Genomic DNA, 15,291 nt, shown 5'->3' with positions numbered 1-15,291 from the left:
CTCTTGGAACGCAGGAACAAGGACCGCGCCGAGACCACGCGAACTTTGCGCACATTACATGCCGGGCGTTTCGGAAGTTTTAAACGCGGGCGTTCGATTTCGGAGCGTTTTTGCGAATGATTTGCAATTGCGTTGACAGGCGGCGAAAGCGCCCTATAGTTTAATGCAACTCATTCGCAAAAGCAGCTCAGGAGAGCCGATGCTCCGCCGTTCGTTCAATGCCCTTCTTGTAAGCCTGACGCTGGTTTCCGCCGCCCCCGCAATCGCACAGGAAAAGCCGAAGGTCGTCACGACCTTCACCATCATCGCCGACATCGCGTCGAACGTCGCGGGCGACGCGGCGGTCGTGGAATCGATCACCAAGCCGGGTGCCGAGATTCACAATTACCAGCCGACGCCGCGCGACATCCTGAAGGCACAGGATGGCGATCTGGTGCTGTGGAACGGCCTCAATCTCGAACTCTGGTTCCAGAAATTCCTCGTCAATCTCGGCGACGTGCCGAACGTCACGGTCAGCGACGGCATCGAGCCGATGAGCATCGTGGAAGGCCCCTACCAGGGCAAGCCGAACCCGCATGCCTGGATGTCGCCGAACAATGCGCTGATCTATGTCGAGAATATCCGCAAGGCCTTGGTGGCGCTCGATCCCGCCAATGCCGCGACCTATGACGCCAACGCCAAGGCTTACAGCGCAAAGATCACGGCGCTCGGCGAGGAGATGAAGGCGAAGATCGGCGCGCTGCCGGCGGAAAAGCGCTGGCTCGTCACCAGCGAAGGCGCCTTCAGCTACCTCACCCGCGATTTCGGCCTCAAGGAACTGTTCCTCTGGCCGATCAATGCCGACCAGCAGGGCACGCCCAAGCAGGTGAAGGCGGTGATCGACGCCATGCGCGAGCACAATATCCACGTCGTTTTCAGCGAAAGCACTGTCTCCGCCGACCCGGCCAAGCAGGTCGCAGCAGAGACCGGCGCCACCTATGGCGGCATCCTCTATGTCGACTCGCTGAGCGAGGCGGACGGCCCGGTGCCGACCTATCTCGACCTGTTGCGCGTGACCTCCGAGACTATCGTGAAAGGTCTGTCGCAATGATGATGGGCGGCAAGCCGAAGCCGGTGGACGGCATCGTCGCGGAAGACGTGACCGTCACCTATCGCAACGGCATGACGGCGCTCCGCCATGCCAGCTTCTCCGTGCCGAAAGGCACGATCACGGCGCTCGTCGGCGTCAATGGTGCGGGTAAATCGACGCTTTTCAAGGCGATCATGGGTTTCGTGCCGGTCGCCGCCGGCAAGGTGACGATCCTCGGCCTCTCCGTGAAGGAGGCGCTGAAAAAGAATCTCGTCGCCTATGTGCCGCAGGCCGAAGAGGTCGACTGGACGTTTCCCGTGCTCGTCGAGGACGTGGTGATGATGGGCCGCTACGGCCACATGAACTGGCTGCGCATCGCCACCAAGCACGACCATGAGATGGTCGCCGAGGCGCTGTCGCGGGTCAATATGGCGGCCTTCCGCAAGCGCCAGATCGGCGAGCTTTCGGGCGGACAGCGCAAACGTGTCTTCCTTGCGCGGGCGCTGGCGCAGGAGGGTCAGGTGATCCTGCTCGACGAACCCTTCACCGGCGTCGACGTCAACACGGAAGAACAGATCGTCGAACTGCTCGGCAAACTGCGCGACGAGGGCCGCGTCATGCTGGTCTCGACCCACAATCTCGGCAGCGTGCCGGATTTCTGCGACCGCACGGTCTTCGTCAAGGGCACGGTCATCGCCTCCGGCCCGACGAAGGAGACCTTCACCGAGGCCAACCTGGAGCGCGCCTTCGGCGGCGTGCTGCGTCACTTCATTCTCGGCGGCCACGACCTGCACGACGACGAGGACAAGCGCTCGATCACCGTCATCACCGACGACGAGCGCCCCTTCGTCATCTACGGCGAGCCCGAGAAGGAGAAGACGCCGTGATCGACATGCTCCTCGAGCCCTTCGGTTACAGCTACATGGTCAACGCCATGTGGGTCAGCGCGCTGGTCGGCTGCATCTGCGGTTTCCTCTCCGCCTATCTCATGCTGAAAGGCTGGTCGCTGATCGGCGATGCGCTCTCGCATTCGATCGTGCCGGGCGTTGCCGGCGCCTATATGCTCGGCCTGCCCTTTGCGGCCGGTGCCTTCCTCTCCGGCGGGCTTGCTGCCGCCGCCATGCTCTTCCTCAACCGCAAGACGAAACTGAAGGAAGACGCCATCATCGGCATGATCTTCTCCTCCTTCTTCGGCCTCGGCCTCTTCATGGTGTCGCTGTCGCCGACGCCGGTGAACATCCAGACCATCGTGCTCGGCAACATCCTCGCCGTCAGCCCGGAGGATACGATCCAGCTCGCCATTATCGGCGCCGTCACGCTCATCATCCTGCTGTTCAAGTGGAAGGACCTTATGGTCACCTTCTTCGATGAAAGTCACGCCCGCTCCATCGGTCTCAACCCGACGGGCCTGAAAATCCTGTTCTTCACGCTGCTCAGCGCCTCGACGGTCGCAGCGATGCAGACGGTCGGCGCTTTCCTCGTCATCGCCATGGTGGTGACGCCGGGTGCCACCGCCTATCTGCTCACCGACCGCTTCCAGCGGCTGATCGTCATCGCCGCATCGCTTGGCGCCGGCACGAGCTTCGTCGGTGCCTATATTTCCTACTTCCTCGACGGTGCGACCGGCGGCATCATCGTCGTGCTGCAAACGGCGATCTTCCTGCTGGCCTTCCTCTTTGCCCCCAAACACGGCCTGCTTGCCGCACGCCGCAAGGGCCGGCTGGCGCTCGAACCGGTGGAAGGTGCCCAGCCATGAACGAGACGCTTGAACTCGTCATCATGCCCTTCCAACTCGCCTTCATGCAGAATGCCTTTCTGGTGACGCTGATGATTGCCGTGCCGATGGCGCTGCTGTCCTGTTATCTGGTGCTGAAAGGCTGGTCGCTGATGGGCGATGCGGTCTCGCATGCCGTGTTGCCGGGTGTGGTCATCGCCTATGTGGTCGGCCTGCCCTTTGCGGTCGGCGCCTTCGTCGCAGGCCTATTCTGCGCGCTCGCCGCCGGCTACCTCAAGGACAACAGCCGGGTGAAGGAAGACACCATCCTCGGCATCGTCTTCTCCGGCATGTTCGCGATCGGGCTGGTGCTCTACGTCAAGATCCAGCCGGACATCCATCTCGACCACATCCTGTTCGGCGACATGCTCGGCATCGCCGTCTCGGATCTCGTCGAAACGGCTGTCATCGCGCTTGCCTCGACCGGCTTCATCCTGCTTTTCCGCAAGGACCTGCTGGTGCATGCCTTCGACCGGCAGCACGCATCCGCCATCGGCCTGCCGGTCAAGCTGCTGCATTACGGCCTGCTTGCCGTGCTGTCGCTGGTCGTGGTCGGCGCGCTGAAGGCGGTCGGCATCATCATCGCGATCGCCATGCTGGTGGCGCCCGGCGCCATTGCCGCGCTCGTCACCCGGCGCTTTCCGAGCATGCTGATGGTTGCCGTCGCGGTTGCGGTCGGAGCGACGTTCTTCGGCATCTGGCTGAGCTTCCTGATCGACAGTGCGCCGGCGCCGACCATCGTGCTTTTGATGACCATCCTCTTCGTCCTGGCCTTCTTCCGCAACGTGCTGCAAAGCCGCAGGCCGGTACAGGAGGCTTGATCCGGCACGGCTGCGGCTCTGTCGACAGAGGTGCGGTTTCCGTCTATCGTCCGCCGCGACCGGTCGGCCGTGCTTCGCGGCAGGCCCAATGAAGACGAGAACAAGCAGCGGGACGGCATGGCGCATATCGGTATCGTCGGCGGTGGCCTCATGGGTTGCGCTACAGCGCTCAATCTGTTGGAGCAGGGCCACAGCGTCACCATCCTCGAGCGGGATGCCGGTGGCCTGCCGGCATCCGTCGGCAATGCGGGCATCCTGGCCGTACCGGAAATCGACCCGCTCGCCCGGCCGGACATGCTGCTCTCCGTGCCAAGATGGCTGCTTGATCCACTTGGGCCGCTGACCGTTCGCTGGCAGGACCTGCCGGCGCTCACACCCTGGCTTTTCAAGTTCCTGCTCTCCGCGCGCTCGGCAAACGTCACAGCGAGCCGCGCAGCCATGCTCTACCTCATGAAGACGGCCGAGGCCGATCATGTGCGCCTCGGAAATTTCGCCGGCATATCCGGCCATATGCGCGATACGGGCGCCATGACCGTTTTCGACACTGCTGCGGCCCGCGACAAGGCTTTCGCGCACGAGACAGAGAATGCCAGACTGATCGGCTGCAATGTCGAAAAACTGGACGCCGAGGAAACCCGCCGCCGTGTGCCGGCTCTGCAAGGCGCCTTTGCCGGCGCCACCTTCAGCGACGGCTACAAGACCTTCGAATATCCGCTGACCTTCCTGCGCCGGCTGCAGGCGGTGCTGCGCGAGCGCGCGACGCTGCTCGATGCCACCGTCTCATCGGTGGCGCGCGCCGAGAACGGCATCGTCGTCAGGACGGAAGGCGGCGGCGAATTCACCTTCGATCGGCTGGCGATCACCTCGGGCGTGTGGTCGCGCCGTTTCGTCGCCGATCTCGGCCTGACCGTGCTGCTTGAAACCGAGCGCGGCTACAACACGACCTTCATGAACCCATCGACCACGCTGGAAATGCCGGTGTTCTTCTCCGAACACGGCTTTGTCGCGACACCCTTCGAGAATGCGCTGCGCGTTGGTGGCGCCGTGGAACTCGCCTCGCCGGAAGCGCCCGCCAATTACAAGCGTGCCGCCGCGATGCGCAGGAAGATGCGGCGCTACGTGCCCGACCTTCCGGAAGAGGGCGGCACGGAGTGGATGGGGCGGCGCCCCTCGACGCCGGATACGCTGCCCGTCATCAGCCTGCATCCCGGCGATCCGCGCATCGCCTTCGCCTTCGGCCATGGCCATCTCGGCCTCACGCTTTCGGCAACGACCGGGCGCCATGTCGCCCGGTTGCTGGCTGGCGAAGGGGAAACAGCGCTCGCCCCCTTCTCCATCGCCCGCTTCCAGTAAACGCGCGATCTCCAGGACAACAAAAAGAAAGAAACGACCATGCACAAGGTTATTTTCGATACGGATCCCGGCGTCGACGACGCGATGGCGCTGCTGTTCCTGCACAATCACCCCGAGATCGATCTGATCGGTATCACCACCGTCTTCGGCAATGCCTCGATCGAGACGACGACGCGCAACGCGCTGTTTTTGAAGCGCGAATGGGGCATCGGGGCGCCGGTGGCGAAGGGTGACGGCAAGACCTACAATCCGATGCGCAACCCGATCGACTGGCCGGTGATGATTCACGGCCATGACGGGCTCGGCAATATCGATGTGCCGGACTCGATCGACCTGCCGCTCGATCCGCGCCCGGCGCACCGCTTCATCATCGAGACGGTCCGCGCCAATCCCGGCGAGGTGACGCTGATCGCCGTCGGCCGCATGTCGAACCTTGCCTATGCGCTGAAGGAAGACCCTGAGATCGCCGGCCTCGTCAAGCAGGTCATCATCATGGGTGGCGCCTTCGACGTGCCCGGCAACATCACGCCGGCCGCCGAAGCCAATATCCACGGCGACCCGGAAGCGGCGGATGTCGTGATGGGGGCGCCATGGAAGGTGGTCGTCGTCGGTCTCGACGTGACGATGAAGACCGTGATGCTGCGCAAGCGGCTGGCCGACCTCACGGCGCAGAACGGCAAGCACCTGAAATTGCTCTCCGACATCTCGCAGTTCTACATCGATTTCTACGGCCAGCATGTGAAGGACGAGGGCATGGTGGTGCATGACAGCTGCGCCTGCGTCTATCTCGTCGCCCCCGAACTCTTCACAACGCGCAGCGGCGCGATCCGCGTCGTCGCCGGCGGCATTGCCGATGGCCAGACGATCCAGAAGCCGGACACCCGCAGCTTCCCGCCCGGCAACTGGGACGACCTGCCGAGCCAGCATGCCTGCATCGGCATCGATGCGGAAAAGGTGATGGCGCTGCTCGACGAGACGCTGGTACGCTAACCGGAAACCGCCGGCCGGTGTCCGTCATCGGCCGGCGTTTTCATCCCACCAGCGCAGCACGCGCAAAGCCCGAAGCGTGATCCAGCGCGAGGGCTGTCCCGGCACTTCCATCTCGAACCAGACCGGCCCCTTCAAGGTCCAGTCGAGCGGCCAGGTGCCGTCGTCCGACTGCCGGGAGCGCAGATGGCCGATCGCCTCGCGCAGACGAGGATCGGGCACAGCCCCCGTCGCCAGAGACGCCGTGCGAAAATACTCCAGCCCGCGCAGAACATCGTAACGCCAGCGGTTTGGGTTGAGAAATTTCAGATAGCGTTCATCCGCTGGCGCACCGGTGCCGAGGCGGCGGAAGAGACCGCGTTCCAGCAGATAGGCTTCACCGGCTGACCGCGCTGCGCGCGTTTTCGCCGTGGCGCCCTTGGCGCTTTCGTATTCGAGAAGCCCTTCCAGCACATTGATCGTCGTGTGGAAGGACGAGCGATGCGAGCCGTTGCACCGCTCGCAGTTCCAGCCGCCATCCGGCTGTCGTTCGCCCAGCAAGCGCTCGACGATCGGCGAGACCTCGACACCGAAATAGACGCCCACCATCACCGTGCGGGCATTGATGCATTCCTCGACCTCGCCATCCCAGAAAGGTTGGCCGTCATGGTCCCAGCGCGAATTTTTCGCAATGAGATCAACCGTACGCCGCGCCCGTGCCGATGAAGGATCGAGGCCGAAGTCGTAAAGCTGCTGCAGGGAAAAACAGGTGGCGGTCCAGGCCTGGCCGAGCTCGCGCCAGTTCTCTTCCGTGTAGCCGGCCGGCATGAAGGCGCCACCGGCCCATTGGCCATCCTGATCCTGATGGGAGAGGAGCCGCGCGCCCCAGCCTTCGGTTTCCACCCTGGCGCGCTCGGCCTGCCATTCCGCTTCCGGCGCATCGAGGAGGTCGCGCATCACCTGCCAGCGGATCGCGGGATCCGAAGCGAGCAGCCAGTCGATGACGGAACCGGTGGGAGCCATGCGGTAAAATCTATCACCGCATCCCGCCGATTTCTATTCCGGCGTGCCCGGCAACTGCCAGTCGATCGGCTTGCGGCCGTGTTTTTCGAGAAAGGCATTCGCCTTGGAAAACGGCTTCGTGCCGAAAAACCCGTTGTGCGCGGAGAGTGGGGATGGATGCGGCGAGCGCAACACGAGGTGGCGCTTGCTATCGACGAAGGCGGCCTTCTTCTGCGCGTACGAGCCCCAGAGGATGAAGACGACGGGTTTTTCCTGCTCGTTGACGGCGCGGATCACCGCATCCGTGAACCGTTCCCAGCCCTTGCCCTGATGCGAGGCGGCGCGGCCCATTTCCACCGTCAGGACGCTGTTGAGCAGCAGCACGCCTTGCTTGGCCCAATGTTCGAGGAAGCCATGGCTAGCCCGCGCAATGCCGAGGTCGTCCTGCAATTCCTTGTAGATATTGACGAGCGACGGCGGAATGCGCACGCCGGGTTGCACGGAAAAGCACAGTCCGTGCGCCTGTCCTTCGCCGTGGTAAGGGTCCTGACCGAGAATGACGACCCGCACCTCATCGAGCGGCGTCAGGTCCAGCGCGCGAAAATATTCGGGGCCCTTGGGGAAGATGCGCCGCCCGTCCTGCTTCTGCTCCAGCAGAAAGGTCTTCAGGTCGGCCATGTAGGGACTGGAGAATTCCGCCGCGAGCGGCGCCTTCCAGCTTTCGCCGATCTTCACATCCGTCATCGTCCGCTCCCGTCACGCTTTCGAGGAGGCGGAGTTTAGCGCCGGATGGACGAAGCGACCGGCCAAAGGGCCGGTCATCCACAGCTATCTCAACGCACCCCGAGCACGGTCATCAGGCTTTTCATGCGCTCTGCGGCCAGATCCGGCTTGTCGAGCACATTTGCCTGGTCGGCGAGGCGGAAGACATCGGCATAGTGCAACACGCCGCGCGCGGACTGCATGCCGGCCGGCATGGTGAAGTGATCTTGATGGCCGTTCAGCCAGGCAAGGAAGACAACGCCTGCCTTGTAGTACTGCGTCGGCGCCTCGAAGATCTTGCGCGACAGCGGTACGGTCGGTTCGATGACCGAGCGGAACGTCGCAACGTCGCCGGCGGCCAGCGAAGCCAGCGCCGTCGAGGCCTGCGGCGCCACCGCATCGAAGATGCCGAGCAGCGCATGGCTGTATTTGCGCCCATCGCCCTCGATCAGTTCGGCATAGTTGAAATCGTCGCCCGTGAAGCAAAGCACGCCCTCCGGCAGGCGATCGCGCAGCGCCACTTCCTTGGCGTTTTCCAGAAGCGAGATCTTGATGCCTTCGACCTTGTCACGATTTTCGTCGATGATCGACAGCACCGCATCGAGCGCCGGCTCGAAACTGTCCGAGCCCCAATAGCCCTTCAACTGCGGATCGAACATGTCGCCGAGCCAGTGCAGCACGACCTTGTCCTTCGCCTGGCCGAGGATGCGGCCATAGACCTTGCGGTAATCGTCCGGCGATTTGGCGAGACGGGCAAGCGCGCGGCTGGCCATCATGATCGCGCGGCCGCCATGCTTTTCGACAAAGCCGACCTGTTCCTCATAGGCCGCGATCACATCGTCCAGCGAGCGGGCATCGGCCGGGTTCAGGTGATCCGTGCCTGCGCCGCAGGCGAGATCGGCGCCCGGCACCGTCCTCGCGTCCGCGAGCGACCGGCGGATCAGTTCCTGCGCGCCGGCCCAATCGAGTCCCATGCCGCGCTGCGCCGTATCCATCGCCTCGGCGATGCGGAAGCCGAGCGACCAGAGGTGATGGCGGAAGGCCATCGTGGCATCCCAATCGACGGCCGGCGCCTCCCAGGGGCGCGTATCGCGACGCGGGTCCGATACCACATGGGCCGCGGCATAGGCGATACGGCTGAAGACGGGCACGCCGGCGGGACGCGCCGTGGGCGTTCCCACGAGAGCGTAGGCTTCGACGCCACCATCGGCACGCGGCAGGGAAAGGTTGATCGGCATGAAATCCTCCCAAGGGTTTCTCAGGGCAATAATTTAGATCGTTCCAAATTTCAAGTGCGATTTTTTGGAGCACTCCAATTGGCGGCAGGCCGCCCCTGATGAAATGACAGGACAGGAAACTGCCGTGGCCCCTCGTCCGCCCTGCCTATCCCCGCGCATCAACCTCAAATCAGGCTACGCCTGGGTTGGGATTGACCAAAGCACGCCCGCCAAAACGAGTGGAGAGGATGTTGCTTCACTAGAAGACCAGGTCGACATATGCCTTCAATCTTCATCAAACGCACTTGACAAATTTGGAACGATCCAATTAACTGCATCCCACAAGCGAGCACATTGCAGCTCGCACAGGGAGGACTGATCGTGAACAAAGGCCGGGTGACCGTCATCGATATTGCGCGCGCTGCCGGCGTGTCGAAGTCGACGGTATCGCTCGTCCTGCAGGCGAGCCCGCTCGTGAACGAGGTGACCCGCGCCAAGGTGAACGCCACCATTCGCGAGCTCGGCTATGTCTACAATCGCGGTGCTGCGAACCTGCGCCAGTCCGCCTCCTCGCGCATCATCGGCATCATCGTCAACGACCTCACCAACTCCTTCTTCGCGGAACTCGCCGTCGGCATGGACATGGTCATGCAGTCTGCCGGCTATGTCCAGTTCCTGTCGAACTCCGCCGAAAGTGTCGACCGCCAGCGCGAGGTCATCGCCTCCATGCGTGAACACGGCATTGCCGGTCTCATCTTCTCGCCCGCCCGCGGCACGGAAGCCGCAGACCTGAAGCCGCTGGTGGCAAGCGGCATTCCCGTCGTCGCCGTGGTGCGCAATGTGGTCGGCGCCAAGGTCTCGACGCTGTTTTCCGACAATTATGCAGGCGCGAAGGATGCCGTGCGCCACCTTATCGCGCTCGGCCATCGCCGCATCGCCTTTCTCGGCGGCATCTCGAACACCACGGTCTTTACCGAGCGTGTCCAGGGCTGGCGCGAGGCACTGGCGGAGGGTGGGCTTGAGGCTCCGAATTCCCTCGTCATCGCCACAACGGCATCGCGCGCCGGCGGTGTCGCGGCCATCGAGCGCGCCTTGCTGCTGCCCGAACCGCCGACCGCTGCACTGTGCTTCAACGACGCGGCCGCCTTTGGCGTCTGCGATGGCCTGCGGGCCGCCGGCAAGGAGCCCGGTCGCGATTTCGGCGTGGTCGGCTTCGACGACGTGATCGAGGCCGAGACCGCAGTACCCGCGCTGACGACGGTTTCCGTCGACCCGCAGGGCATGGGCCGGCGTGCGGCGCAACTGCTTTTGAAAAAGATCAATGCGGGCCGGGTAGAGCCCGAGGCGATCGTCAGTTCCGTGCGCCTCGTCGTGCGACAGAGCTGCGGCGCCGGATCGAGCGACAAGACGAGGAGGATTTCGGCATGACACGGTGGGGTTTGATCGGGGCGAGCACAATCGCCAAGGAATGGGTGATCGGCGCGATCCGCGCGACGGGCGGCGAAATCGTCTCCGTGATGAGCACGAATGCCGAGCGCGGCAGGGCCTATGCGGATGCGCAGGGCATTGCGAAATCGGTCACCACGCTCGCCGACCTGGTGAACGACCCCGAAATCGACGCCGTCTATATTTCGACGACCAACGAGTTGCACCGCGACCAGGCGCTGGCGGCGGCCAAAGCGGGAAAGCATATTCTCTGCGAAAAGCCGCTCGCGATGTCGCTTGAGGATGCCCACGGCATGGTCAAGGCCGCAAGGGACGCCGGCGTCGTCATGGCGACGAACCATCACCTGCGCAATGCGGCGACACACGGCGCCATGCGCGCGGCGATCAAGGCCGGCCGCATCGGCCAGCCGCTGTCGGCCCGCGTCTTCCATGCCGTCTACCTGCCGCCGCACCTGCAGGGCTGGCGCCTCGACAAGCCGGAAGCCGGCGGCGGCGTGATCCTCGACATCACCGTGCACGACGCCGACACGCTGCGCTTCGTGCTGGACGCCAATCCGGTGGAAGCGATCGCCTTTTCGCAGGCCGGCGGCATGGGCAAGGCCGGGCTGGAAGATGCGGTGATGGGTGTGCTGCGCTTCGAGAACGGCGTGATTGCGCAGTTCCACGATGGTTTCACCACCAAATACGCCGAAACCGGCCTGGAAGTGCACGGCACGGACGGTTCGCTGATCGGCCGCAACGTCATGAGCCAGCGCGCCGCCGGCACCGTGACGCTGCACGATGCGAATGGCGAACAGGACATGCCGCTCGATCACCGCAACCTCTACGAAACGGCACTTGCCGCCTTTCATGCGGCCATCGCCGGCAAGGGACAGCCCTCCGCCACGGGCGAAGACGGCGTCTGGTCGCTGGCCACCGGGCTGGCGGTCGTCGAGGCGGCCCGCACGGGCCGTACGGTCAGCATCGAACCTGGACTCTAAAAGACCATGAGCAAGCATATCACGCCACGCCAGGCCGCAGACCTGATCCCGGACGGCGCCGTCGTTTCGGTCTCCTCCTCCTCCGGCCTCGGCTGCCCGGACCTGACGCTGAAGGCGATCGGCGAGCGCTTCGACGAGACCGGCCATCCGCAGAACCTCACCACGCTGCATCCGATCGCCGCCGGCGACATGAGCGGCATCAAGGGCGTGGACTACATCGCGAAAAAGGGCCTGCTGAAGACGATCATCGGTGGCTCCTATCCCTCCGGCCCCTCCTCGTCCGAACCGCCGCTGATCTGGCAGATGATCGGCAGCGACGAGGTCGCCGCCTACAACGTCCCGTCCGGCATTCTCTTCGACATGCACCGCGAGGCCGCCGCCAAGCGCCCGGGCGTGATCACCAAGGTCGGCCTCGAAACCTTCGTCGATCCGAGCCGCGAAGGCTGCGCGATGAACGCTTCGGCGGCAAAGACCCCGGTCGTCGAAAAAATCACCTTTGCCGGTGAGGAGTGGCTGTATTTCAAGGCGATCGCGCCGCAGGTGGCGATCATTCGCGCCACGACGGCCGACGAGCGCGGCAACCTGACCTATGAACACGAAGGCGCCTATCTTGGTGGCCTCGACCAGGCGCTCGCCGCCCGCAACAATGGCGGCATCGTCATTGCGCAGGTCAAGCGCATCGTGAAGGAAGGCTCGCTGAAGCCGCACGACGTGCGCGTGCCCGGCATGCTGGTCGACTACGTCGTGGTCGATCCCGACCAGAAGCAGACGACGCAGACACTCTACGATCCGGCGATCTCCGGCGAAATCTTCCGGCCGCTCGACACATTCCGCGTGCCGGAATTCAATATCCAGAAGGTCATCGCCCGCCGCGTGGCGCAGGAACTGCAGGCCGGCAGCGCCGTCAATCTCGGCTTCGGCATTTCCGCCAACGTGCCGCGTATCCTCCTCGAAGAGGGCTTGCACGGCGCCGTCACCTGGGTGATCGAACAGGGTGCGGTCGGCGGCGTGCCGCTGCTCGATTTCGCCTTCGGCTGCGCGTCGAATGCCGATGCCTTCATGCCCTCGCCCTATCAGTTCACCTATTTCCAGGGCGCGGGCTTCGATGCCTCGCTGCTCTCCTTCCTGGAAATCGGCAAGGACGGCTCGGTCAACGTGTCGAAACTCTCCTTCCGGCCGCATGTGACGGCGGGCGCCGGCGGCTTCGTCGACATCACGGCACGGGCGAAGAAGATCGTCTTCTCCGGCATGTTCAATGCCGGCGCCAAGCTCGCCGTCGAGGGCGGCAAGCTGGTGATCGAGAAGGAAGGCAAGCTCAAGAAGCTGGTCAACGCCGTCGAGCACGTCACCTTCTCCGGCCCGCGCGGCGTGGCGCAGGGGCAGGACATCACCTATGTCACCGAGCGCTGCGTGCTGAAGCTGACGCCGGAGGGCATCGTGCTCACCGAGATCGCACCGGGCGTCGATCTTCAGGCGCACATCCTCGACCAGTCGGAATTCGACCTCATCGTCTCGCCGGACCTGAAGGTCATGGATGCCGCGCTGTTCACGGATGCGCCGATCGGCCTGACGCTGCCGCAGAAGGCTCCGCGCCAGCTGGCAGGAGCACACCATGGCTGAGCCGCGCATCCGCATCTCCATTGAAGGCGACGTCGCGACGATCACCGTCGCGCGGCCGGAAAAGGCGAACGCCTTCGACATCGACATGCTGAAGGAGCTTTCCGCTGCCTGCGACGCGGTCGAGGCGAATGCCGCCGTGCGCGTCGCGGTCCTGACCGGCGAAGGCAAGGCCTTTTCGGCGGGCGGCGATATCCGCGCCTGGGCCGGCATGGAAGCCAATGAATTCGGCCATGCCTGGGTGCGCTTCGGCCACCGGGTGTTCGAACGGCTGGCGACGTTGCGCATGCCGCTGATCGCCGCCGTCAACGGCCACGCGCTCGGTGGCGGGCTGGAACTGGCGGCTGCCGCCGACATTCGCATCGCCGAAACGCAGGTGAAGATCGGCCTGCCGGAAGCCGGCCTCGGCATGGTTCCGGGCTGGTCCGGTACCCAGCGGCTGGTGAAGCGCTTTGGCGCGCAGACCGTGCGGCGCATGCTGCTCGGCGGCGAGGTGCTGACCGCCGTGGAGGCGCAGACGCTCGGCATCGTCGACCAGGTTGTGGAAACGGGTACGGCCGTCGAGGCTGCAAAGGCCTATGCCGCGCGCATCGCGGCCCGCGGACCTGCGGCGACGGAAGTCTCGAAATTGATGATCGCCGTGGCAAACGGCGAAGACAATGGTGCGGCGGTGGAGGCCCTGGGCTCGATCCTCGTCGCCAAGACCGGGGACCTGAAGGAAGGCGTCGCCGCCTTCACGGGTAAGCGCCCCGCAGAGTTCAAGGGAGAATGGTAATGACCGCGCATGTGAAGCCGAAGGCGCTGGAAAACTTCAAAGCACGCGATTTCCGCATGCTGATCGACGGCGTCTGGACGGAAGGCGCAGGCCCCGCGCTCGAACGCGTGGCACCCGGCCACGGCATCGTGGTCAGCCGCTATCCAGCCGGCACCAAGGCCGATGCCGAACGCGCCATCGCAGCCGCCCGCAAGGCCTTCGACCACGGTCCATGGCCGACCATGACGGGCGCCGAGCGATCCAACATCCTGCTGAAGGCTGCGGATCTTATCGCCGCGCGTGCCGATGAACTGGCCTTCCTCGACTGCATCGAAAGCGGCAAGCCGATCAGCCAGGCCAAGGGCGAACTCGGCGGTGCTGCCGATATCTGGCGCTATGCCGCGGCCCTTGCCCGCGACCTGCACGGCGAAAGCTACAACACGCTCGGTGAAGGCACGCTCGGCGTCGTGCTGCGCGAGGCGATCGGCGTCGTTTCGATCATCACGCCATGGAACTTTCCCTTCCTGATCGTCAGCCAGAAGCTGCCCTTCGCGCTCGCCGCCGGCTGCACGACGGTCGTCAAGCCTTCGGAGCTCACCTCCGGCTCGACGCTGGTGCTCGGCGAAATCCTCATCGAAGCGGGCGTGCCCGCCGGTGTCGTCAACATCCTGACCGGCACCGGCCCCGAGGTCGGCGCACCGATGACCACCCATCCCGACGTGGACATGATCTCGTTTACCGGATCCACCGGCGTCGGCCGCCTGACGATGGCCAATGCCGCGCAGACGCTGAAGAAGGTCTCGCTGGAACTCGGCGGCAAGAACCCGCAGATCGTGTTCCCCGACGCGAACCTCGACGAATTCATCGACGCCGCCGTCTTCGGCGCCTATTTCAACGCTGGCGAATGCTGCAATGCCGGCTCGCGGTTGATCCTGCACAAGTCGATCGCAGCCGAGGTGACGGCGCGCATTGCGGACTTGGCGAGCAAGGTGAAGGTCGGTGATCCGCTGGACCCGACGACCCAGCTCGGCGCAATCATCACGCCGCAGCATCTCGAAAAGATCGGCACCTTCGTAATCGACGCGGCGAAGGCCGGCGCATCGGTGGCGCTCGGCGGCGAAGCACTCGATCTCGGCCTTGGCCAGTTCATGGCACCGACCATCCTCTCCGGCGTTTTGCCCGACATGGCGGTCGCCCGTGAGGAGGTCTTCGGTCCTGTCCTTTCGGTTCTGACCTTCGAGACGACGGAAGAGGCGATCCGCATCGCCAATGCCATCGACTACGGCCTGTCGGCCAGTGTGTGGAGCCGCGACTTCGACACGTGTCTTACGATCGGCCGCAAGGTGCGCGCCGGCACGGTCTGGATGAACACCTTCATGGATGGCGCATCCGAACTGCCCTTCGGCGGCTATCGCCAGTCCGGCCTCGGCCGCGAACTCGGCCGCCATGCCGTGGAGGATTATACCGAGACTAAGACGCTCAACATGCACATGGGCGCGCGCACCGGCTGGTGGATGCCGCGATGACAAA

The 15,291-nt window shown here is 64.3% G+C and carries 14 protein-coding genes; 11 read left to right on the top strand and 3 right to left on the bottom strand.

Annotation, left to right across the window (positions count from 1 at the left end; all coding sequences use genetic code 11):
• The first annotated feature begins 199 nt into the window (after positions 1-199).
• Genes ACT6VE_RS13495 through ACT6VE_RS13470 form a run of 6 tightly spaced genes read left to right on the top strand, consistent with a single transcriptional unit; the run spans position 200 to position 6,007 of the window.
• Positions 200-1,090, top strand: coding sequence for a metal ABC transporter substrate-binding protein (locus ACT6VE_RS13495; protein WP_444799100.1), 891 nt, complete (start codon positions 200-202; stop codon positions 1,088-1,090).
• A complete protein-coding gene (locus tag ACT6VE_RS13490) occupies positions 1,087-1,956 on the top strand; it encodes a manganese/iron ABC transporter ATP-binding protein (RefSeq protein ID WP_444799099.1) in 870 nt (289 codons plus the stop codon). The genes ACT6VE_RS13495 and ACT6VE_RS13490 overlap by 4 nt, the downstream gene beginning before the upstream one ends.
• The gene (locus tag ACT6VE_RS13485; protein WP_444799098.1) at positions 1,953-2,825 is read left to right on the top strand and encodes a metal ABC transporter permease; all 873 of its coding nucleotides are present in this window, start codon (positions 1,953-1,955) and stop codon (positions 2,823-2,825) included. Before ACT6VE_RS13490 ends, ACT6VE_RS13485 begins: the two co-directional genes overlap by 4 nt.
• The gene (locus ACT6VE_RS13480; protein ID WP_444799097.1) at positions 2,822-3,664 is read left to right on the top strand and encodes a metal ABC transporter permease; all 843 of its coding nucleotides are present in this window, start codon (positions 2,822-2,824) and stop codon (positions 3,662-3,664) included. Before ACT6VE_RS13485 ends, ACT6VE_RS13480 begins: the two co-directional genes overlap by 4 nt.
• 30 nt (positions 3,665-3,694) lie before the next feature.
• On the top strand, positions 3,695-5,017 hold the full coding sequence (locus tag ACT6VE_RS13475) for an NAD(P)/FAD-dependent oxidoreductase (RefSeq protein ID WP_444799096.1): 1,323 nt from the start codon (positions 3,695-3,697) through the stop codon (positions 5,015-5,017).
• Between the two features lie 39 nt (positions 5,018-5,056).
• Positions 5,057-6,007, top strand: a complete 951-nt coding sequence (locus ACT6VE_RS13470) for a nucleoside hydrolase (RefSeq protein ID WP_444799095.1) — start codon at positions 5,057-5,059, stop codon at positions 6,005-6,007.
• A 24-nt stretch (positions 6,008-6,031) separates the two neighbouring features.
• Here the strand turns inward: ACT6VE_RS13470 and ACT6VE_RS13465 are convergent, their stop codons facing one another.
• From ACT6VE_RS13465 to ACT6VE_RS13455, 3 genes are all read right to left on the bottom strand, one after another.
• A complete protein-coding gene (locus ACT6VE_RS13465; RefSeq protein WP_444799094.1) occupies positions 6,032-7,006 on the bottom strand; it encodes a squalene cyclase in 975 nt (324 codons plus the stop codon).
• A 33-nt stretch (positions 7,007-7,039) separates the two neighbouring features.
• Complete coding sequence (ung, locus tag ACT6VE_RS13460; protein WP_444799093.1) at positions 7,040-7,729, bottom strand: uracil-DNA glycosylase; 690 nt, start codon at positions 7,727-7,729, stop codon at positions 7,040-7,042.
• An 89-nt stretch (positions 7,730-7,818) separates the two neighbouring features.
• Complete coding sequence (locus tag ACT6VE_RS13455; RefSeq protein WP_257951072.1) at positions 7,819-8,985, bottom strand: dihydrodipicolinate synthase family protein; 1,167 nt, start codon at positions 8,983-8,985, stop codon at positions 7,819-7,821.
• 360 nt (positions 8,986-9,345) lie between these two features.
• Between ACT6VE_RS13455 and ACT6VE_RS13450 the strand changes: the two genes are divergently transcribed.
• The 5 genes from ACT6VE_RS13450 to ACT6VE_RS13430 are packed head-to-tail and all read left to right on the top strand — an operon-like array spanning position 9,346 to position 15,287.
• Positions 9,346-10,392: a LacI family DNA-binding transcriptional regulator gene (locus tag ACT6VE_RS13450; RefSeq protein WP_444799092.1), complete on the top strand. Its 1,047-nt coding sequence runs from the start codon at positions 9,346-9,348 to the stop codon at positions 10,390-10,392.
• Positions 10,389-11,390 carry a Gfo/Idh/MocA family protein gene (locus tag ACT6VE_RS13445; protein WP_444799091.1) on the top strand — a complete coding sequence of 334 codons (1,002 nt, stop codon included), beginning with the start codon at positions 10,389-10,391 and terminating at the stop codon, positions 11,388-11,390. The genes ACT6VE_RS13450 and ACT6VE_RS13445 overlap by 4 nt, the downstream gene beginning before the upstream one ends.
• A gap of 6 nt (positions 11,391-11,396) precedes the next feature.
• Positions 11,397-13,010: an acyl CoA:acetate/3-ketoacid CoA transferase gene (locus ACT6VE_RS13440; protein WP_257951069.1), complete on the top strand. Its 1,614-nt coding sequence runs from the start codon at positions 11,397-11,399 to the stop codon at positions 13,008-13,010.
• Positions 13,003-13,782, top strand: coding sequence for an enoyl-CoA hydratase/isomerase family protein (locus ACT6VE_RS13435; RefSeq protein WP_444799090.1), 780 nt, complete (start codon positions 13,003-13,005; stop codon positions 13,780-13,782). The genes ACT6VE_RS13440 and ACT6VE_RS13435 overlap by 8 nt, the downstream gene beginning before the upstream one ends.
• Positions 13,782-15,287 carry an aldehyde dehydrogenase family protein gene (locus ACT6VE_RS13430; protein WP_444799089.1) on the top strand — a complete coding sequence of 502 codons (1,506 nt, stop codon included), beginning with the start codon at positions 13,782-13,784 and terminating at the stop codon, positions 15,285-15,287. Before ACT6VE_RS13435 ends, ACT6VE_RS13430 begins: the two co-directional genes overlap by 1 nt.
• The last annotated feature ends 4 nt before the right edge of the window (positions 15,288-15,291 follow it).

Origin of the sequence: Shinella sp. (genome assembly GCF_052438155.1) — a bacterium.
In the GTDB taxonomy this organism is placed as follows: domain Bacteria; phylum Pseudomonadota; class Alphaproteobacteria; order Rhizobiales; family Rhizobiaceae; genus Shinella.
This window is presented reverse-complemented; position numbering and strand designations above follow the sequence as displayed.